At 68.9% G+C, this 19,331-nt stretch carries 14 protein-coding genes and 1 pseudogene; 12 read left to right on the forward strand and 3 right to left on the reverse strand.

Annotated features, from left to right (window positions below; genetic code table 11):
• Positions 1–27 precede the first annotated feature (27 nt).
• The 5 genes and pseudogenes from AC3RCC_RS24670 to AC3RCC_RS24690 all read left to right on the forward strand — a co-directional run bounded on the left by AC3RCC_RS24670 (position 28) and on the right by AC3RCC_RS24690 (position 3,743).
• Positions 28–791: pseudogene (locus AC3RCC_RS24670) on the forward strand (IS5 family transposase).
• A gap of 191 nt (positions 792–982) precedes the next feature.
• Complete coding sequence (locus AC3RCC_RS24675; protein WP_291636107.1) at positions 983–1,495, forward strand: cupin domain-containing protein; 513 nt, start codon at positions 983–985, stop codon at positions 1,493–1,495.
• 82 nt (positions 1,496–1,577) lie between these two features.
• A complete protein-coding gene (locus AC3RCC_RS24680; RefSeq protein WP_291636105.1) occupies positions 1,578–2,429 on the forward strand; it encodes an alpha/beta fold hydrolase in 852 nt (283 codons plus the stop codon).
• Between the two features lie 210 nt (positions 2,430–2,639).
• On the forward strand, positions 2,640–3,035 hold the full coding sequence (locus AC3RCC_RS24685; protein WP_291636103.1) for a c-type cytochrome: 396 nt from the start codon (positions 2,640–2,642) through the stop codon (positions 3,033–3,035).
• A gap of 261 nt (positions 3,036–3,296) precedes the next feature.
• On the forward strand, positions 3,297–3,743 hold the full coding sequence (locus AC3RCC_RS24690; protein WP_291636101.1) for an NUDIX hydrolase: 447 nt from the start codon (positions 3,297–3,299) through the stop codon (positions 3,741–3,743).
• A gap of 18 nt (positions 3,744–3,761) precedes the next feature.
• On the opposite strand, the gene AC3RCC_RS24695 is transcribed toward AC3RCC_RS24690, so the two are convergent.
• Positions 3,762–4,508 carry a 2OG-Fe(II) oxygenase gene (locus AC3RCC_RS24695; RefSeq protein ID WP_492256907.1) on the reverse strand — a complete coding sequence of 249 codons (747 nt, stop codon included), beginning with the start codon at positions 4,506–4,508 and terminating at the stop codon, positions 3,762–3,764.
• 187 nt (positions 4,509–4,695) lie between these two features.
• On the opposite strand from AC3RCC_RS24695, the gene AC3RCC_RS24700 reads away from it, so the two are divergent.
• Together AC3RCC_RS24700 and cueR are read left to right on the forward strand one after the other, a co-directional pair.
• Positions 4,696–7,206 (forward strand): heavy metal translocating P-type ATPase, encoded by a 2,511-nt coding sequence (locus AC3RCC_RS24700; RefSeq protein ID WP_492258827.1) that lies wholly within the window; start codon positions 4,696–4,698, stop codon positions 7,204–7,206.
• A gap of 11 nt (positions 7,207–7,217) precedes the next feature.
• Positions 7,218–7,628 carry a Cu(I)-responsive transcriptional regulator gene (cueR, locus tag AC3RCC_RS24705; protein WP_291636095.1) on the forward strand — a complete coding sequence of 137 codons (411 nt, stop codon included), beginning with the start codon at positions 7,218–7,220 and terminating at the stop codon, positions 7,626–7,628.
• Positions 7,629–7,846: 218 nt separating this feature from the next.
• On the opposite strand, the gene AC3RCC_RS24710 is transcribed toward cueR, so the two are convergent.
• Positions 7,847–8,128 carry a hypothetical protein gene (locus AC3RCC_RS24710; protein ID WP_291636093.1) on the reverse strand — a complete coding sequence of 94 codons (282 nt, stop codon included), beginning with the start codon at positions 8,126–8,128 and terminating at the stop codon, positions 7,847–7,849.
• A gap of 214 nt (positions 8,129–8,342) precedes the next feature.
• Here AC3RCC_RS24710 and AC3RCC_RS24715 point away from each other — a divergent pair, with 214 nt between their 5' ends.
• The 3 genes from AC3RCC_RS24715 (at position 8,343) to AC3RCC_RS24725 (ending at position 12,491) form a co-directional block, all read left to right on the forward strand.
• Entirely contained in the window at positions 8,343–9,785 is a 1,443-nt protein-coding gene (locus AC3RCC_RS24715; RefSeq protein ID WP_492256908.1) for a cytochrome P450, read from the forward strand.
• A gap of 372 nt (positions 9,786–10,157) precedes the next feature.
• Positions 10,158–10,595: a YMGG-like glycine zipper-containing protein gene (locus AC3RCC_RS24720; RefSeq protein ID WP_291636089.1), complete on the forward strand. Its 438-nt coding sequence runs from the start codon at positions 10,158–10,160 to the stop codon at positions 10,593–10,595.
• Positions 10,596–10,961: 366 nt separating this feature from the next.
• Positions 10,962–12,491 carry a hypothetical protein gene (locus tag AC3RCC_RS24725; protein WP_492256909.1) on the forward strand — a complete coding sequence of 510 codons (1,530 nt, stop codon included), beginning with the start codon at positions 10,962–10,964 and terminating at the stop codon, positions 12,489–12,491.
• Between the two features lie 8 nt (positions 12,492–12,499).
• Here the strand turns inward: AC3RCC_RS24725 and AC3RCC_RS24730 are convergent, their stop codons facing one another.
• Complete coding sequence (locus tag AC3RCC_RS24730) at positions 12,500–13,090, reverse strand: hypothetical protein (protein WP_291636086.1); 591 nt, start codon at positions 13,088–13,090, stop codon at positions 12,500–12,502.
• 257 nt (positions 13,091–13,347) lie between these two features.
• Here AC3RCC_RS24730 and AC3RCC_RS24735 point away from each other — a divergent pair, with 257 nt between their 5' ends.
• The gene (locus AC3RCC_RS24735) at positions 13,348–15,735 is read left to right on the forward strand and encodes a hypothetical protein (RefSeq protein ID WP_492256910.1); all 2,388 of its coding nucleotides are present in this window, start codon (positions 13,348–13,350) and stop codon (positions 15,733–15,735) included.
• On the forward strand, positions 15,732–19,271 hold the full coding sequence (locus AC3RCC_RS24740; protein WP_492256911.1) for a hypothetical protein: 3,540 nt from the start codon (positions 15,732–15,734) through the stop codon (positions 19,269–19,271). Before AC3RCC_RS24735 ends, AC3RCC_RS24740 begins: the two co-directional genes overlap by 4 nt.
• The last annotated feature ends 60 nt before the right edge of the window (positions 19,272–19,331 follow it).

Genomic DNA, 19,331 nt, shown 5'->3' on the forward strand with positions numbered 1-19,331 from the left:
AAAGTCTCTGCTGTTGTGGAGGCATGGATGGGCAAGTCGCTGACTTGGTTAAGCGATGCGGAGTGGGAGCGGATCGAGCCGTTTCTGCCGCGCGGTCGCTGTGGAGCCCGGCGTGTGGATGATCGCCGGGTAATCTCGGGGATCGTGCATATGCTGCGGATCGGGGCGCGCTGGCGCGATTGCCCGCCGGAGTATGGCCCCTACACGACCATCTACAATCGCTTTCACCGCTGGAGCCGACAGGGCGTCTGGTTTGCGGTGTTCGAGGCGTTGACCGGCCACAGCGGCGCGTGGGGTGCGGTCGCGATCGATTCCACCAGCATCAAGGTCCACCGCTCGGCGGCCGGCGCAAAAGGGGGGCCTTCGTACAAGGCATCGGCACCTCGCGCGGCGGACGTACCAGCAAGATCCACGGACTGACCGATCTCGCCGGACGGCCGCGCATCCTGTTGATTTCGCCGGGCAACACGTCCGACATGACGATGGCACCAGCTCTGATCGAAGCGGCGCGCGGTCGCTTCGACAAGCTGATCGCCGACCGCGGCTATGACACCAATGCCATCCGTGCCGCGATCCAGCAGCAGGGTGCCGAGGTTGTCATCCCCGCTACGCGCAGCCGCAAGGCCCCGATCCCTTACGACCGTAACGCCTATCGCAACCGCAACCTCGTCGAACGCCTCTGGTGCAGGCTGAAAGACTGGCGCCGCATCGCGACCCGCTACGACAAGCTCGCCACCAACTTCATGGCAGGCGTCTTCATCGCAGCTGCAATCACCTTCTGGTGTGATTGAGTCCCGAGCCTAGGGCTCGCAAGCCGGCCCGCAGCCCGCCGATCGCCCCCCATCCTGCCGGAAAAGCCTCGCCTTACCTAGGGTCCCGTCCTGCGTGACGGCCTACCCGGCCATGATCAAACGCGGCTACAACTCTGCCGCGCCCGGCGTCACGATCCGAACACAATCCCATCGAGCGGGAGGGAATCGGAATGGTGGCGCGATCTGCCGGCGAGATCAGGGTGCTTGGCCCGCAGGACGGCGAAAGCTTCTGGCAGCCGGTTCCGGCCAATGGCTTCGTGCGCAATCTTCTGCGCGACCGGGCGGTTGCCAGCGCCAACCGCTTCGCCATCGGCACCCAGACCGTCGCCCCGCACTCCTTCATCCGCGAGCACACCCATGACCGCAATGAGGAGATCATCTTCGTTGTCAGGGGCCGCGGCATCGCCCGCATGGACGGCGTCGACCATCCGCTGGAGGAAGGCTCCTGCGTTTTCGTCGGCCGGGACCGCAAGCATCATTTCCTCAACCCCCATGACGAGCCACTGACCTTTCTGTGGCTGATCATGCCTGGCGGCCTCGATGATTTCTTCGCCGAGATCGGCCGGCCACGCAGCCCAGGGGAGCCGGCACCGGAGCCGTTCCCACGCCCGGCGAACATCGCCGAAATCGAAGCCCGCACCGTCTTCGGCTGGACCGATGCGAGCTTCGACCAGCATAAGTAAGTGACAGGCGCGCCCGCGCCGCAGGAGACGCAGCGATGAAGAAGACCGGATCGAACAGCCTCGCACGTGCCGGCGGGGCCCGATGAGCGCCGTCGCACAACGTGCAGCGGGCGGCGAATTCGAGGTCCATACCGCCGACGGCGCCGTGTTGCGTGCCTGCTCGCAGGGCGAGGGTCAGACGCTTCTTCTGGTCAGCGGCCTCAACGGCGCTGCCGCATTCTGGGACGACAATGCCGCGACGCTTGCCCGCTCCTTTAGGGTGCTGCGCTTCGACCAGCGCGGCATGGGGGCCAGCACGCGCGGCACCGCGCGCTCGACGATCGACCAGCTGGCGCAGGACTGCCTTGCCGTCCTCGACGCTGCCGGCGTCGAACGCGCCGTGCTGCTCGGGCACTCGACCGGCGGCTGCATCGGCCTGTCGCTGGCACGCCAGGCCCCGCACCGGCTCGCCGGACTGATCCTGAGCGGCAGCTGGCTGAAGCAGAACCGCTACATGTCAGCGCTTTTCGAGACACGCCTCGCCATTCTCGACCAGCATCCGCGCGCCTATGCCGCGAGTGCGACATTGATGGCCTATCCCCCTGCCTGGCTGGAGGCCCATTGGCAGGTCTACGAGAACGCCATCACCAACGCGCCGGCGACGAATGAGGAAAGACAGGTCATGCGCGAGCGCATCGACGCGCTGCGCTCTTTCGACGGCTCGGCCTGGAGCGCCGGCCTGAGCCTGCCCGTGCTGATCCTCGGCGCGCGCGACGACATGGTCGTTCCCGCCTTCCTGCAGGACGAGCTCGCCGCCGGCCTGCCCGGCGCGCGCAAGACCATGCTCGACACCGGCGGCCATTATTTCCCCGTCTCGCGACCGGATGCCTTCACGGCCAATGTCGCGGAATGGATCAGCGAGATCGCAGCGCGCGCCGCTCCCACGGGATCGTGAAGCAGAACGCCGCGGGCGGGCGCGCAGGCGCAGTTCATCCGCGGCGAACTGACCCGTTTCAGAATTCCTCCAATTCGCTATCCCATAGTCGCCGGGGTTCGGTCGGTATCGCCGGTTTGCGCGATGCCGCCCGGACACCGCGAGCGAACGGGTCGTGCCGACCTGCCTGCCCGGTCCCGTGCCACGCACCTGCTTCAAGAAGGATCGACCATGAAAACCATCGCCAGCGCCGCCCTTCTCACCCTCGGCCTCGCCACGGCCGCCGCAAGCTCGGCCTCGGCCCAGGACATCGCCGCCGGCGAGCGCTCCTGGAACAAGTGCCGCGCCTGCCATCAGATCGGCGAGGGCGCCAAGAACCTGGTCGGCCCGCATCTGAACGGCCTGTTCGGCCGGCACACCGGTGCCGTCGAGGGCTACAGCTATTCGGCCGCCAACAAGGGCGCCGACATCACCTGGAACGAGGCGATCTTCGCCGAGTACATCAAGGATCCGCGCGCCAAGATCCCGGGCACCAAAATGATCTTCGCCGGCATCAAGAACGAGAAGGAAATCGCCGATCTGACGGCTTTCCTCAAGCAGTTCGGCAAGGACGGCAAGAAGAGCTGATCCGGGCAGCGTCGCGACAAGGCTCCTTCGCGCCGCGCGCGAGGGAGCCTTGTGAACATGGCGGATTGCTTCCGGAACGGTGCGGCAGCTCGCCTTGCCGTTCCCGACAACTGGCCTGAACGCAGCCGGCGGCGGCGCCAGGACGATGCCGTTACGGCACCTCCTGCCGATAATGATTGCCGGCTACAAATTTTCTGGCCGTGCCGACAACGAATCACCCTATGCTGCTGCGGGGGAAAAAGCGCGCGAAGGTCATCGAGGGTGGCGAAGACGACAGCCGGCAAACGGCCGGCCGAGCCGAAGGTCCAGGTCGGCGCCATCCCGTTCAGGCGGCGCGCCGACGGCGCGATCGAGATCATGCTGGTGACGACGCGCGAAACCCAGCGCTGGATCGTCCCGAAGGGCTGGCCGATCCGTGGCCTCAAGGGTCACGAGACCGCTGCGCGCGAAGCGATGGAGGAAGCCGGCCTGATCGGCGAGATCGGCAGGAAGCCGGTCGGGCGCTACACCTACTGGAAGCGCAAGCCCGACCATTTCATCCTGTGCAAGGTCCGGCTCTATCTGCTCGAGGTCAAACAGCAGCTGCCGGTCTGGCCGGAACAGGACCAGCGCCGCTGCCTCTGGTTTACCCAGGCCGATGCAGCCGATCTGATCGACGAGCCGGCGCTCGGTGCGATCGTCGCCGGGCTCGACATCGCCGCCCCATGAAGGCGCGCAAGGCCCGGTTCAGCGGGCATCATGGAAGATCAGCCCGGCGGTGAAGCGCTCGCCACTGCGTATGCGGCTGACGCCATGGCGCAAATTGACCCGATAGGAACCACGTGTGCCGGCAACCGGCCGGTGCTGAACGGCGAAGATCGCCGCCTCCCCCTGCGCGAGCGGCTCGACCTCCGGCCGCGACTGCATGCGCGGCCGCTGTTCGACCAAGGTGAACTCGCCGCCGGTGAAATCGCGGCCGGGCTGCGAGAGCAGGATCACCATCTGGAAGGGGAAGAACAGGTCGCCATAAAGGTTCTGGTGCAGGCAATTATAGTCGCCGGCCTCGTATTTCAGCAGCAGCGGCGTCGGGCGCTGCTGGCCGGCCGCATGGCAAAGCGCCAGGAACGCGTCGAGGCTTGCAGGATAGCGCTGGGCGATGCCGAGCGTCTCGTTCCAGCGATTGGCGATCGGTGCCAGCCGCGCATAGATCAGGGGCCGCAGGTCAGCGATCGGCCCAGGCAGCGGATGGGCGAAGTACTGGTACTCGCCGCGCCCGAAGCCGTGCCGCTCCATCACGATCCGGCTGCGGAAACGCGCCGGCTCGCCATAGAGACCGCGCAAGGCAGCGCAAGCCTCTGCATCGAGCATCCGGCCGGTCAGGCCGACGCCATACGCGTCGAGCTCGGCTTCGATCCCTGCCCAATCGAGCGCTGAGACCATCGACTCGAGGTCCTGCTCGTCGGACGACATGCTTTGGCGGTTCGTTGCAGGCATGGCGCTTCCTTTCGAGCCGGGAACTGCGCCCGATCTCGCCAGCGATCCAGCCGGCGCGCCACCCGGTTCCTGCGATTTCGCCATCGCGCCAGCAGTCGCGAAACAGCCAAAATCGCCGCTTGACCTTCCAATGATGGGAAGGTGTAGCCATCTCAGCACGATGAGAAGGAAAGCGGACATCATGGCGATGCAAGCAACGCTCGAACCGCGCGGAACCACCGTGCTCGACATCCCCGTGGACGGCATGAGCTGCGCCTCCTGTGTCGGCAAGGTCGAAAAGGCGATCGCGGCCGTGCCCGGCGTGACCAGTGCGCAGGTCAATCTCGCGACCGGGAGAGCGCAGATCGCAGGCGGCGAGACGGCCGCCATCGTCGCGGCGATCCGCGGCGCCGGCTACGAGCCGGTCGAAACCGAGGTGAACCTGTCGGTCACCGGCATGACCTGCGCCTCCTGCGTCGGCCGGGTCGAGAAGGCCCTGCGCGGCGTGCCCGGCGTGCTGGCGGCGAACGTCAACCTCGCCACCGAGCGCGCGACCATCCAGCTGGCCGACCCCGCTGCCGTGCCGGCACTGATCGCCGCCATCGCCGCTGCCGGCTACGAGGCCGAGCCTCTCGGCGCCAATGCGAACCCGCAAGCCGGCATCCAGGAACGGCGAGAGGCGGAGCAGAGCGAGCTCGGCCGCGCGGTCATCGTCGCCACGCTGGCGACGCTGCCGCTGATGATCATCGAGATGGGGCCGCATCTGAGCGACGCCTTCCATCACTGGCTCCTCGGCCGCTTCGATCCTTTCACTCTGAAGTTCAGCGCCTTCGCATTGGCCAGCCTCGTGCTGTTCTGGCCCGGGCTGCGCTTCTTCCAGAAGGGCGGGCCGGCGCTGCTGCGCGGCGCGCCCGATATGAACGCGCTCGTCATGATCGGCGCCGGCGCGGCCTATCTCTACTCGGCAGTCGCGACCTTCCGGCCTGGCTGGCTGCCCGAAGGCACGGCCCACACCTATTTCGAGACCGGCGCGGTGATCGTCACCCTGATCCTGCTCGGACGCTGGTTCGAGGCCCGCGCCAAGGGCCGCACCAGCGCGGCGATCAGCCGGCTCGTGACCCTGCAGGCCCGGACCGCCCGCGTGCTGCGCGACGGCGCCGAACGCGAGATCGCGGTCGAGCAGGTGCGCGTCGGCGATCTCGTGCTGGTGCGGCCCGGCGAGAAGGTCCCTGTCGATGGCGAGGTCGTCGAAGGCTCGTCCTATGTCGACGAATCGATGGTCACCGGCGAGCCGGCTCCTGCCCATAAGAGCGCCGGAGCCGGCGTGATCGGCGGCACAATCAACCGGAACGGTGCCTTGCGCTTCCGGGCCGAGAAGGTCGGCGCTGATACCTTGCTGGCGCAGATCCTGCGCATGGTCGAGACGGCGCAGGGCGCCAAGCTGCCGATCCAGGCGCTGGTCGACCGCGTCACCAACTGGTTCGTACCGGCGGTGATCGCCGTCTCGGTTCTGACCTTCGCGGCCTGGCTCTATTTCGGCCCCTCGCCGGCCCTGACCTATGCGCTGGTCAATGCGGTCGCGGTGCTGATCGTCGCCTGCCCCTGCGCGATGGGTCTCGCCACCCCGACCTCGATCATGGTCGGCACCGGCAAGGCGGCCGAGCTCGGCATCCTGTTCCGCCAGGGCGCGGCCCTGCAGAGCCTCAGCGGCATCTCCACCATCGCCTTCGACAAGACGGGAACCCTGACCAAGGGCACGCCCGAGGTGACGGAGATCCTGGCTGCCGCCGGTTTCGACGAGGCGGAAGCACTGCGTCTGGCCGCTTCGGCGGAAAGCGCCTCCGAGCATCCCTCGGCCGAGGCGATCGTCGACGAGGCGGGCCGGCGCGGCCTTGCGCTCGCCCCGGCCAGCGAATTCCAGGCCGAGCCCGGCATGGGCATCGAGGCCGTTGTCGAAGGGCGGCGCGTCGCCGTCGGCTCGCAGCGCCTGATGCAGCGGCTCGGCATCGATCCGGCCAGCTTCGCCGGGCGTGCCGAGGCCCTGGCGCGCGACGGTCAGTCGCCGCTCTATGCCGCGATCGATGGCAGGCTCGCCGCGCTGATCGCGGTCGCGGACCAGATCAAGCCCGGCACGCCGGCGGCGATCGAGAGCCTGCGCCGGCAGGGGCTGCGCATCGTCATGGTGACCGGCGACAACCGGGCGACCGCCGAGGCGATCGGCCGCCGGCTCGGAATCGACGAGGTCCGCGCCGAGGTGCTGCCGACAGATAAGGCTCGGATCGTCGCCGAACTCCAGGGCGATGGCGCGCGCAGCATCGCCTTCGTCGGCGACGGCATCAACGACGCACCCGCTCTGGCCCAGGCCGATATCGGCATCGCCATGGGCGCGGGAACCGACATCGCCATCGAAAGCGCCGATATCGTGCTGATCTCGGGCGATCTGCGCCATGTTCCCGAAGCGATCGCGCTGTCGAAGGCGACGATGGCCAACATCCGGCAGAATCTCGGCTGGGCCTTCGGCTATAACATCCTGCTGATCCCGGTCGCGGCCGGGCTGCTCTATCCGCTCTGGGGGGTGCTGATGTCACCGGTCTTCGCCAGCTTCGCCATGGCGTTCTCCAGCGTCAGCGTGCTCGGCAACGCATTGCGGCTGAAGCGCTTCGCCGCGCAGCCGCGGACGGAAGAGGCCCGGCCTGCCACTCTGCCGGCCACGGCCTGAAGGAGGACGGCATGAATATCGGACAAGCGGCGGAGGCTTCCGGCGTCAGCGCCAAGATGATCCGCTATTACGAGGAGATCGCACTGATCCCGCCGCCGGCGCGCTCGCAATCGGGCTATCGCGTCTATGGCGAGGACGACGTCCACACGCTCCGCTTCGTGCGCCGGGCCCGCAGCCTCGGCTTCTCGATCGAGGAGACCGGCGCCCTCCTCGCCCTCTGGCGCGATCGCTCGCGGGCGAGTGCCGACGTCAAGGCGATGGCGCTGAAGCATGTCGCCGAACTCGAGGAGAAGGCGGCGGCGCTCAAGGCGATGGCCAAGACGCTGCGCCATCTGGCCAGCCATTGCCATGGCGACGGTCGGCCGGACTGCCCGATCCTGGACGAGATCGGCAGTCAGGGCAGTGCGCAGCAATCGGCCTGAACCAGCCCGTTTCGCTTTTCAGTGCCGTAACGAAAAAGCGATGCCGGCCCAAAAGGCCGGCATCGCTTCATTCTGTGGATCGCAGAAGAAACTGGCGATCGACCCTGGATCGCCGCGCGTCGGTTCGGACGCGGTCACGGTGATCTATCTCATCGTTATCGCATCGGAGTCTTCCGAAGAGTGGAGTCCACTTTTCGGTCCGATGCTATGGCGGCAGCTCAGCGCCGCATCGCCTCGGCGAGACGCGGCGAGAAGGTCCGCACCGGACGACGAACGACGACGACCGCGCGGTTCGGCGTCGTCACCATGGTGCGGTTGGCAGCCTTGCGAACCAGCGGCACGACGTCGGAAACCGGCACGCCCATCAGATTGGCGGCGATCTCGGCCTGCTCCTGCGGCAAATCGCTCAGGCCCTGCGCGGCCGTAATGGCCTCGTCCAGGGTCGGCGGCTCGACTCGGGGCCGCAAGATGCGCGGCGGGGGATTCTTGTAGGCAGGCATTGGATCGCTCCTTGGGGGCGAAGATAGGCACCTATTGTGCATCGCACAAGATTATGTCGGAGTTTAGCCGCAGCGCAGCAATCACCTCCGCTCTGCACTAGATGCATGACCAAGACCGGAATCGCGCCGTGACATGTCACCGCGCCTTGATGCGGCCCGAAAGCGGCGACAGGCTTGCATCGGTCCGCACCGCCTTCAGCGGGAGACAGCGCCGATGAACCCAACCGGTTTTGCGAGCGATCCGAGAGCGCGGCAGCGGCAGCGCCCCCCTGCGCCGCTGCCGGGCGAGCGCGAGCTCAGCCGGCTCGAGATCCTGCTGCGCCTGCGCCGCAACCCACTGACCATCTGGCGCCGACGCCATTTCCGCGAGCCGATCATCGCGGGCGACGGCATCTTCGGCTATGGCGTCGTCCTGTCCGATCCGACGGCCATACGCCATGTCCTGGTCGACAACGCCGCAAATTATCGTAAGGACGACCTGCAACGCAGCATCCTCGCCCCCGGGCTGGGCGAGGGGCTGCTGACGGCCGAGGGAGAGGCCTGGAAACGGGCACGTCGGACGCTGGCGCCATTGTTCACTCCGCGCGCGGTCGCCGCGCTGGCCACCAGGATGCTGGGTCCGGCCGCAGCGGCCGCAGAGCGCCTTTCCCGGAGGCGGCCGGGCCGGATCGTCGACATCGCGCAGGAGATGACGCGGGTCACCTTCGACATCCTGGCCGAGACCATGTTCTCGAACGCGATCGCCGGCGGTGCCCCGGCCTTCGCCAAGGCCCTCACCGCCTATTTCGGAACGCAAGGTAGGATCGACCCGCTCGACATTCTCGGCGCCCCGGCCTGGCTGCCGCGCCTCGGACGCTGGATGGCACGTCCTTCGATCGCCTTCTTCGAGGCGCAGGTCGAGGCGATCATCGCCGCGCGCCGCGCCCTGCGCGTCCATGTCTCGGCAGCCGGCCAGCCCGATCTGCTCGACGCGCTGCTCGAGGCGCGCGACCCGGCGACCGGCTCCGGCCTGTCCGAGGCGGAGATCGGCGCCAACATCATCACCTTCATCGGCGCCGGCCACGAGACGACCGCCAATGCATTGACCTGGGCGCTCTACCTGCTGTCGCAAGCCCCCGCGACGCGGCAGGCGGTCGAGGCAGAAATCGACGCGGTCAACGACCTGGCGACAGCAGCGCTGTCCTGTTCCGGGCTGGCGCTGACCCGTGCCGTGATCGAAGAGGCGATGCGCCTCTACCCGCCGGTGCCCTCGCTGTCGCGGACGGCGCTGGCCGACGATGATGTCGGCGGGCGCTGCTTCATCCCGAGAGGCGCGCTGGTGGTGATCTCGCCCTATCTGCTCCATCGGCACGAGACCTTGTGGCGCGAGCCGGACCGCTTCCGGCCCGAGCGCTTCCTGCCCGGCACCCGCGAGAGCATCGAACGCTATGCCTATCTGCCTTTCGGGGCCGGACCACGCATCTGCATCGGCCAGCAATTCGCCATGGTCGAAGCCATGATCGTGCTCGCCACACTGCTGCGTGCGTTCCGCTTCGAGCATGCTGGAGAGACACCGATGCCGGTCCAGCAGATTACCTTGCGGCCGGACCAGGGCATGCCGATGCACGTCAGGCCACGCCACGTGGCACCACGATTCGACACAAGTGACCTTTCGTAATGCAGACAGGTCAGGCGCGACCAATTAACCACAGGCGCCAAGAAAAAGGCATTCATCCGACAAGATGTCGTCTTGATCTGACTTCGGCTCGCCAGCTCGGGTTTCCGCGCATGGAACCCTGTGGCGACGGCTTTTGCTTCACGCTGACCGCGTCTCCGGGCACAGCTCTGCCACTATTGGCACAAGCGACTGCCACATTTCTGACCTCTTGCCCGGAAATGGGCGATATGGAACAGATGGCGCGTGTGGTGCTGCATGTTCCTGGCCGGTTTGGCGAAAACGGCCCAGCCGGCCGCAAAGGCTGTGACAGCTGCAAGCGCCATGTTTCAAGAAGCAAACTTGCAGTGGGGTGACGTAATGCATGCCAAGACCATGAAAGTCGGAACCATTCTCGTCGCTGGCGCGCTTGCGCTGGGCGGCTGCACCGCGTCGCAGGAGCGTGTCGCGACCGGTGGCGCCATCGGCGCCGGCGCCGGCGCCCTGATCGGCGGCGCGTTCGGCGGCTGGCGCGGCGCGGCGATCGGCGCGGCGATCGGCGGCCTGACCGGCCTCGTGATCGCCGATGCGATCGAGCGTGAGCGGGCCCGCGAGGCCGCCTATATCGCGGCACGTTCGGGCTCGAACACCCAGCGCTTCCGCAATTCGAGCGGCCAGGACGTGGTCGTGAAGGCGCGTACGGTGAAGTCCTACAACAACAGCGCCGGCCAGCGCGTTCGCGTCGTCGAGCGCACCGTGACGCGCAACGGCCAGGCCGCCGGTACCGATACGGTCGAGGTCAATCTTTCGACGAACGAAGCGTCCGGCATCTGAGCCGGACACAGCCAGAAGAACGACCCTCCCTCGCGCCGCGAGGGAGGGTCCATGGGGACGAGGATGACGGCGAGAGCGTTGCCGAAGTTGGTGAGTTGGATGGCGACGGTCTGGCTCATAGCCGCGTCGCCGACCGTAGCGGCGGCGCAGACCCAGACCTTCCCAGGATATAATCCGCAGGACCCAATCGGTTCGGCGGCGCAGGCCCTGTGGCAGCGCATCGAGAAACAATGCGGCCCGTTGAAGCTGCCGATCCGAATCGGTACGGCGTCGCGTCCCCAGCCTGAGAACGCCTTCTCGCGGGACCAGGGCAATAACGTCATGCAGCAAGTCCATGCCGCATTCTCACGGCTGGACGGCGTCCGGATGGCACCCTTCCTCGACATCGGCCCGGTTCTGAACCTCAACGACACCGGTATCCTCGACAGCGTCCTCGCCGGCAATGCCAAGGAACAGCTCAGCAAGATCGAGATCGAGATCCGGGCCACCGGCCAGCGCATCGGCGCCTCGACCCGGCTGCTGCTTTCGGCGCATGGCTGGAACGATTATGTGAGCTGTTCTCCGAGCCTCGACCCCTTCACGGTTTCCGAGGAGTTCATCGGCGAAATCTATCGGCGGACGGAGAACATCTTCGACGAGGTCGCCGAGGCGGTCTGGGAGCAATCGACCGAGACCTCCAACACGCTGGCCCTGTCCGCGCACATGCTGAACGGCGCGCCGGTCAATCCCGGTTGGCTCGAATTCTTCTCCGACCGCATGCGTCGAGCCTTGAGCAAACAGGCCGACGAGGAGAAAAAGTCGCGCATCCGGGCGCCCCGGCAGGTATCCTTCGCGATGCTGCACGACCCGTCCTCGGAAGAAGGCAGGCGCTGGAGCGCCTCAGTCTCGGTCGAGCAGCGGCACAATGGCTACCGCATCTCCGTCAGCGCCAACCGCAAGGATACGACACCGGTGTTCAGCGGTGGCCTCGTCGCCTTCGATGATCTGCCGACGGCAACGCATTGGGCGGCGCTCGGCTCCTCGCGCAGCCAGGCCGCAGTCTCGGCCCCGCGCCTGGGCGAGGCGCCGCTGCGGATCGACGGCCGGGTCGAAGGCGGACGCGGCCTGCAGCAATACGCCTTCTCGATCGCCCGTGAATCCTATGTCGAGGTCGACATCCCGCTGCCGAGCCTGCGCGGCCCCGGCAAGCTGCTGGTCGAGGTCTTCGCGCCGGGCCATCCCCCGCTGCGGACGATCCACATCGCCAATCCCAGCCGGCCGAACCTGCGCCGCTACCGCCTCGGCCCGGGCCAGTACACCATCCGCGTCGCCAATACCGGCCCGACCCGGCAGGAATATCAATTGCGGGCCCGCGCGGTCGACACCAGCGACATGCTGATGCCGGAAGCACCCGGCCGCCTGATCCGCCGATTCCAGAACTGGTATGCCAGCGTCGTCGAGAATCCGGCGACCGGCAAGCGGACCTGCTATGCCTATACCGCCGCCACCGAGGCCGGGCCGCTGAACTGGCGCGAGCAGGCGCCCTTCATCCTGCTCTCGGCCGAGAGCGAGGGCAGCGGCGCGATCCAGCACCTGCTCGACGACAAGCGCTATTACCGCACCGGCGCGCCGATCGAGGCCTCGGTCACCGAAGGCGGCGAGGTCCGCCCGCTCAACGCCAGCGCGCCCGGCAACTTCATCCGCCCGATGAAGGAAGGCTCGAACGGCCAGCCGATCCTCGATATGGACGCGGTCGCCGGCTACAACAAAGGCACGACCCTCGAACTCACCGGCACCACGCCCGATGGCCGGCCGGCCCATGTAGTCTATTCGCTGCAGGGCTACCGTGCCGCCGTCAACGCCATGTCGCTCGAATGCGGCCGCCGCGATCTCGCCAACGCCCTCGTCTGGAAGTAGCCGGCGGCTCAGGCCAGCGCCAGCGCGACCCGCGCCGGCGCCTCGCCCGAGCCTGGCTCGAACCGGATCAGGCCGCGCCGAAGTCCGGCACCGGACTCGCGCAGGACGGCGGCGAGCGAACGGGCGGAGCGCTCGAACACGCCCAGCAGGGTCTCAACCAGACGCGGATCGCTCCAGATCTCCTGGGCGCGCCGGCCGAACGGCGCCAGGAAAGGCTCGATCCCACTCCAGGCCAGGATCGTCTCACGCGGTCGCGCCGTGCCTTCCGCGGTTTCGAGCAGGATGCGCTCGATGATCGGCGCCCAGACACCGTCGTCATAACGACCGATCGGCAGCAGGATCACAAGCCGCTCAGCGCCAGCCAGCGCTGCCCGCGCCTCCGCCCCGGCCTGGACCGGCTCACGGAACAGGCGCGGCAGCAGGCGCGGCGCCAGGAAGCTCGCCTGCGTCTCCTCCTCACGAGCGGTCTCGGCGAGGCCGGTCAGGATGAGGCGACGCCGCACGACTTCGTCGCCCGTCGGCGCGTCGGTAGCCGAAACGCCCCATTGCGCGGGCAAGGCGGCGGGCAAGGCCGCGAAACAAACCGGCTCTGCCGCCATGAAACCGCTCTCCGCTCTGTTCGCTTATCGACATGTCCGGCTCGAACGAGCAGGACAAGGCAAGCACGTCCCGCAAAGTCGCGCGCCCATCTCGGCAAGATTAGGGCGGGACCACTAGACCCCGCAAGCGACAGCTTCCGCCAGCAATACGGAAGCTTCGCCGCCAGCCATGCCCCAACGTCTTGCAAGACGACGGACCATCGCGCAAGGTCCGCCACCGACATCCTCCCGCGCCAGCCCATCCGGAGCCAGCCCCCGTGCATCTTTCCGTGGCGCCCGTCGCCATCATCTGGGACGGCTCGCGCCATGTCGCCGCAATCTGGAACGAAGGCGCCCGAGCCCGCTTCCTCGCGGCCGAAGAAGCCGGTGGCCGCGTCACGCTGATCGCCGCGGGCGATGACGAGGACGCGCCGCTGCATGGCTCGCTGCCACCCGGCTGCCGCGTCCTTCATGCCGTCACCATCGCCGGCGACGGCCAGAGCCGCTCCGTCGCGATACAACTCGACGAGCGCCTGACACCGAACCAGGCCGATCCGGCCGGCGCCGGCCTCTCGCTGCTGCGGGCGCATGCCGGCGACGCGGCAGGAAGCTTGTCGCTCGAGCGCCTCGCGCTCGCCGAGCGCCCCGCTTCGGTTCCGCCGTCTCTGATCGCCAGCGGCTTGAACCAGCTCGCGGAAACCGGTTCTGGCGCCTTGAGCCTGCTCGCAGGCCCTTTCATGCACCCGGCCGACGAGCAGGCGACCCTGACGCGCGTCGAGGCAAGCCGCGATAACGGGCTGACACTCGACTTCGCCGGCGCAGGCAGCCAGGCCGGCATTCTGGTGGCGCATCTGCCGGCCGCGATGCGGCAGGCCCGTCAGGCCCTGGCACAGCTCGACCAGGAGCTGCGGCTCGCCGTCGAGGAGGAACTCGACGCGCTCGGCGTCGCTCCCGCCGATCTGCGCGATGCCGACGCGACCGGCCTCGGGCGCGTCGCGGCGCTGCGCCGCGGCTTTCGCCTGCTGCGCCCGAACGACGAGACCGACGGACGCTGCCGGCTGATCCTGACCGACTGGCTCGAAGAGGACGAGGTTCTGATCTTCGCCGAGCCGCGCCGGCAGCTCGTCTGGACCGGCGCGGGCGAGGCGGCGAGCGGCGCCCCGATGACGATCCGCTGGCAGGACGGCGAGTTCGGCGCCGTCGCACATCGCGAAAGCTACGCCGCCTCGGTCTCGACAGGCCTCGCGCTCGGCGGCGGCACCGGGCAGGCGCTTGTCGTGGCGACGCCCGGCGCGGCTGCACCGCTGCGCGACGATCTCGCCCTGGCCGCCGGCCGGGCGGCCGAGGGCCTCTGGCAGGAAACGGCGGCGCGCCCCGCCCGCCTGAGCGCGCTTCTGGCCGAGCTCGCGGCGGCGCGCACTCCCTTGCAGGCCGAGGCCGGCCCCTTCGCCCGGATCGACGCGCGCGCCAAGGCGCCAGGGGCCACCGAAAATCTGCTGGGTGCGGCGGCCGCCTTGACGGGCCTCGATCCGTCGCGAGCCGACGAGCTCGGCGAGCGCGCGCTCGCAGAGCAGACCGCCATGCTGCTCTGGGCGGTGGCGCAACCGAAGGTCGCGGCGCGCGCCTGCACGGTGCGCCTGCTCCTGCCCAGCCCCGGCCCCGGACATCCCGCGGCGGAAACCGAACGCCTGCTCGGCTGGTATGAGGACCCGGCCTTGCCGCAGCTCCTGAGCCGCGAGGCGATGACGCTGGCCGGGCAGGACCGCCGGGCGATGCGCCTTCTGCACGACATCGCGGCCTGCGCGCATCAGAGCTGGCTGGATACCGACGTGGTCGCCGAGGTGGAGCAGACGATCTCCGAGGCTCGCAAGCGCCGCGGCCTGCGCCCGCTGAGCAATCTCGACGGCCTGCTGCTCGAATTGCGACGCACGATGCAGCGCCGGCCGCCGACCACGCCGGCGCTCGAGGAGGTGGCGCGACAGCGCAGCGAGCTCGTCGCTTCCGGCGCACAGGCAGGCCAGCCGTCGGCGCTGCTGGACGAAGTCGCCAAGCGGCTGGGTGAGCTCACGCCGGGCGAGATCATGCTGCTGCACGCCTATTTCGCAGGGCTTCGCCGCGAAGCCGCGCAGAAACGGGCGGCGGGCGAACTCGTCACCAGCTGGGAGGCCATCGCGGGGCTGGGAGGCCTGGCCGCCCGCAATGATCGCGGCAGCGATCCGTTGCGCGGCGCTTCGCGACTGGCGTCGACGTCTCAGGGCTTCGTCGAAACCGTTGATGCGGTGGAGAGCCTGGCTCCGGCACTGGCCGCGATCCAGGCACAGATCGACCGGGTCCTGGGCCCGGATGACGCCACCGCCCCCCACATGGCGGCGCTGCGCCGGATCCTGGGCGGCTATGGCCGGCTGCTCCTGGCCGACCTCGCCCTGCGAGAGGCCGATGCCGCCTTCGCGGGCACGCCCTTCGCCGCCAAGGCCCTGGCGGATCCCGGAGATCCCGGTTTCGGAGCGGCCTATCGACGACTGCGCGCCGGAACCAGCGATACGCTCGCGCGCTATCTCGCGGCCGCCGCCGCGGTCTCCGGCGTCGATCACGCATGGGGCGCCACGCTCGGCCGGCCTCCCGCAGATGAACAGGCACCGGCCGAAACCGGAAGAGAAAACGGATGAGCGCCGCGTCCTGCTACAATCTCGAGACCAGGCTCGCGAGCTTCAGCGCCACCATCGCGCTCGACCGCGGCGAGGCCTTGATGGACATCCTCGCCTTCGAGGCGCCGGAGGACATGGTCAAGGCGGTCACGGTGACGCTGATCTCGCATGCGCCCAGCCTGCCGAGCGGACTCGATATCGGCTGGCTGCAGGGCGAGACGCTGCTCGACAAGGCGGCAGTGCGCGCCGGCGAACGCCTGGTCCTCGGCCTACGGCGCGAAGCGGTGATGCGCGCCGTGGCCGCACACCGCCAACAGGCCGATATCGAGAGCGACGCCAGCCTCGAAATCGCCTTCTCGACCATCGTCGAGACGGCAGGCGGGGCCCGCGCCTCGCCGCGCCGGGTGGTCAAGATCGCGGTTCTGGCCGGCGCCTCGCAGCCGGAATGGCGAATCGAGCCGGTTGAGATCGACCTCGATTCCCTCGCCACCGGCAAGACGCTCGGCATCAGCCAGATCGCCATCGACATTCCCAAGGACATCGTGCTGGAGGGCCGGCGCGGCCTGACCATCGAGGCGAGCTGTTTTGGCCTGAAGGCACAGAACCTGTCGCTCGCCATCGCCGCGCCGATGGACCATTCGGTCTCGCTGCGACGCTATCCCGATGCCGGAGCCAGCACCTGCCGTCACCTGCTCTGGCTGGCCGACGCACCGGCACTCGCCGGGCAGGAGGTCCGGCTCGACGTCACGCTGACCCGCGACGCCGTGCTCGACTTCGTCGACGAGACGATCCAGGCCAATCCCAAGGCGACGCTCCAGGTCCGGCTGACGGCCAAGCTCGGCGGCTGGGTCGCCCAGGACGGCTCGGGCCACGACCCGGACGGGCCGGCCAGGCCCTGGTCGAGCGCGCTCGAGGCCCGCTCCGTGCCGATCCGCAGCCAGAACCGCGGCGAGGTCGCCTTGACCATCGCCGGTTCCCATCTCAACTGTCCGCTCGGCACGACCTCCGATCTCGTGCTCGAGGGCGGCCTCAACGCCGAGGTCGACCCGGACGACGAGACCGCGATCGTGCGCTGCGACGGGCTGGTGATCGACGTCAGGCGCTGGCCGCTGACCCGCACCGCCCCGCTGACCATCGATGTCGTCAGCCGGATGGGCAGCAGCGAGATCGCCGAGCCGACGACGCCCTTCCCCCTGGAGATCGTTCGTGAGGGCGATTTCGGCCGCCGCGGCCGCGCCGTCGTGCCGATGCAGGCGCTGACCACGACGCTGTCGCGTGCCGTGCGGACCAGCGGCGCCGACATCCTGCGCGGGCCGATCACGGTCGAGCTCACCATCACCGCCGGAGACGATGGCGGCCGTCCGCTGGTGCGCGCGCGCCTGCCGGTGCGCTACAGCCGCCGCATCCATCGCCTGCCGATCTGCATCGACCTCGGCGCCTCCGCGACCTCGATCTGGTCGGGCGCGCCGCGTGCAGCCGGCCGGGCCACCGAGATCAGGCCGCTGGCCCTCGGCAGCTGGCTGGCGCGGCATGTCGATCCGCGCCATGGCGAGGCGGCCTTGCAGGACGCCGGCTCCGCACCGTTGATCCCCAGCCAGGTCGGCCTCGATTCCGGCAATAACTTGCGTGCGGATCATGCTCCGCACGCTCTGCCCGACCTCTCCCTGATCGGCTCCGACCGGGCGACCGTGGCACGACGGCTCAAGGCCTTCGCGCGTCGCTATGACGTGTCGGCGCCGGCCCCCCCGGCGCAGGGAGGGCAGCCGGAAGGCGGCAAGCGGGTGGATTCGCTGAAGCATGCCCTGACCTCGGGCGCCGTCTCGCTGACCTTGCCCGAACAGGTCCATCGCTACGACGCGGCGGCGGAGCGGGTCGTCGCCACCAATACGGTCGAGATCGCGCCGCTCGTCGCCGACGTGCTCGACGAGCTGGTCGACCTTTATGTGCTGCGCCTCGGCGAGGACCGGCTGCGGGTCGAGGACCACGCGCCGGCGCCGATCGTGCCGCGCATCCTGATCTCCTGCCCGAGCGGCATCGGCGACGAGATCGCCTCGCGCTACCGAGCTGCGCTCGAACTGTTCTCGCAGCGGCTGGAGCGGCTCTTTCCCGGCGCGACGAGCTTTCCGGACGCCGCCGTCACCGTGCCCGAGGCGGTCGCCGCTGCCCGCTATGTCGCCAGCCTGCCCGAGGTCCGCGCTGCCGTGCCCGATCAGGGCGAGGCGCTGCTGGTGACGCTCGACATCGGCGGCGGCACCAGCGACGTGGCGCTCGCCCGCCTGCGGCGCGATGGCGACCGGCTGACCAGCCAGACGCTCGCGACCTTCGGCCTGCCGATCGGTGGCGACATGATGGACGAGGCGCTGACCGAGGCCGCCGCGCGGCTGATCGACAAGGCGATGGAGGGCCAGGAGGCGCATTGGCAGCCGGCCTTCGCCGAGGCCTCGCTGGCGCGCGCCGTGCAGCGCCAGGATGCGGCGGCGCTCTCCGCCAGGGCCTGGCTGCGCCAGGCCGTCAAACGGGCCAAGGCGAATCTCGCTGCGCGCCTGACGGCCAAGGCGGAGGCAGCCCAGAGCTCCTATCGCTGGAATCCGGATTCCCCGGATGAAAGTCTCGACCTCGTCCTCGCCGAATTGCGCGGCGATGGCGAGGCCGCGGGCCTGTTCGTCGCACAGGGCGAGCCGGCATTGGCGGGGGCGGCGCTGCCCGCCGGGCTGCGCCTCGCGCTCGACCCTGCCGACCGCACGGAAGGACGGCGCCTCATCCTCAAGCTTCCCCGCACGGCCCTCGAAAAGGGGGCCGGCGACGCCTCGGCGCGCCTCAACGAGATCGCCGCCGTGCTCGGCGGCATGTTGCCGCGCATGGCGCGCGCCGCCGGGCCGAACCCGCAGCAGCGGCCGGCCATCGTCGTCGTGCCGACCGGCCGCGCCGCGCTCTGGCCGCCGATCTTCGAGGCGATCGCCCAGGAGGCGAAGCTGAGTCAGGCCGCCCTGCCGTTCGAACGGCCGTTCTCGCCGGCGGCGATGAAGAAGGCGGTGATCGCGGGCGCCGCGATCCTCGGCATCGAGGGCGACATGGCCGGCAGCGCCGTGCTGCACAAGAATCCGCTCGGTATCGCCGCGATGGCGGTGCAGATGCGCGATCTCGGCGCCACCGGCCTGCGTACCGAGTTCGCCGCCGAGCGCATCCATTATCTCGGCTATGACATGGGCTCGGGCGACCGGCTCCATGCCGAGCATGACGAGATCGCGCCCAGCCTGGGCGGGCGGGCCAATCTCGGCCGGCGCTTCCAGTTCGTGCGCACCATCCCCGGGCTCGACCCGCAGGGCAAAGCTTTGTCGCGGCTGCGCCCGCTGCTCGCCGGACAGGACCCGATGGTGCTGCTCGAAGGCGATTCGATCGTCGAGGCGCATCGCGAGGGGCTCGACGGCTTCGGCATCTGCGAGATCGTCTCGGAAGTGCTGTCGCCGACCAGCCGCAAGGTCACGGTGCTCGCCGCCAATGAAGGCTGGGAAGCCTGCTGGCGGATCGAGCATGACCGCGTCTCGCGCATCTATTGAGGCGAGCAAGATCGTGACGGGGCTCGCCGCGAAAACCGCTCTGACCGCCGCAAGTGCGAG

Source organism: Allobosea sp. GW823-FHT01F03 (assembly GCF_058798075.1).

Excerpts from the sequence above, each read along its gene's own strand:
- AC3RCC_RS24685 (WP_291636103.1), top strand. The coding sequence starts at position 2,640 with ATGAAAACCATCGCCAGCGCCGCCCTTCTCACCCTCGGCCTCGCCACG.
- AC3RCC_RS24710 (WP_291636093.1), bottom strand. The coding sequence starts at position 8,128 with ATGCCTGCCTACAAGAATCCCCCGCCGCGCATCTTGCGGCCCCGAGTC.
- AC3RCC_RS24675 (WP_291636107.1), top strand. The coding sequence starts at position 983 with ATGGTGGCGCGATCTGCCGGCGAGATCAGGGTGCTTGGCCCGCAGGAC.
- AC3RCC_RS24715 (WP_492256908.1), top strand. The coding sequence starts at position 8,343 with ATGAACCCAACCGGTTTTGCGAGCGATCCGAGAGCGCGGCAGCGGCAG.
- AC3RCC_RS24680 (WP_291636105.1), top strand. The coding sequence starts at position 1,578 with ATGAGCGCCGTCGCACAACGTGCAGCGGGCGGCGAATTCGAGGTCCAT.
- AC3RCC_RS24700 (WP_492258827.1), top strand. The coding sequence starts at position 4,696 with ATGCAAGCAACGCTCGAACCGCGCGGAACCACCGTGCTCGACATCCCC.
- cueR (WP_291636095.1), top strand. The coding sequence starts at position 7,218 with ATGAATATCGGACAAGCGGCGGAGGCTTCCGGCGTCAGCGCCAAGATG.
- AC3RCC_RS24740 (WP_492256911.1), top strand. The coding sequence starts at position 15,732 with ATGAGCGCCGCGTCCTGCTACAATCTCGAGACCAGGCTCGCGAGCTTC.
- AC3RCC_RS24730 (WP_291636086.1), bottom strand. The coding sequence starts at position 13,090 with ATGGCGGCAGAGCCGGTTTGTTTCGCGGCCTTGCCCGCCGCCTTGCCC.
- AC3RCC_RS24725 (WP_492256909.1), top strand. The coding sequence starts at position 10,962 with ATGGCACCCTTCCTCGACATCGGCCCGGTTCTGAACCTCAACGACACC.
- AC3RCC_RS24720 (WP_291636089.1), top strand. The coding sequence starts at position 10,158 with ATGAAAGTCGGAACCATTCTCGTCGCTGGCGCGCTTGCGCTGGGCGGC.
- AC3RCC_RS24695 (WP_492256907.1), bottom strand. The coding sequence starts at position 4,508 with ATGCCTGCAACGAACCGCCAAAGCATGTCGTCCGACGAGCAGGACCTC.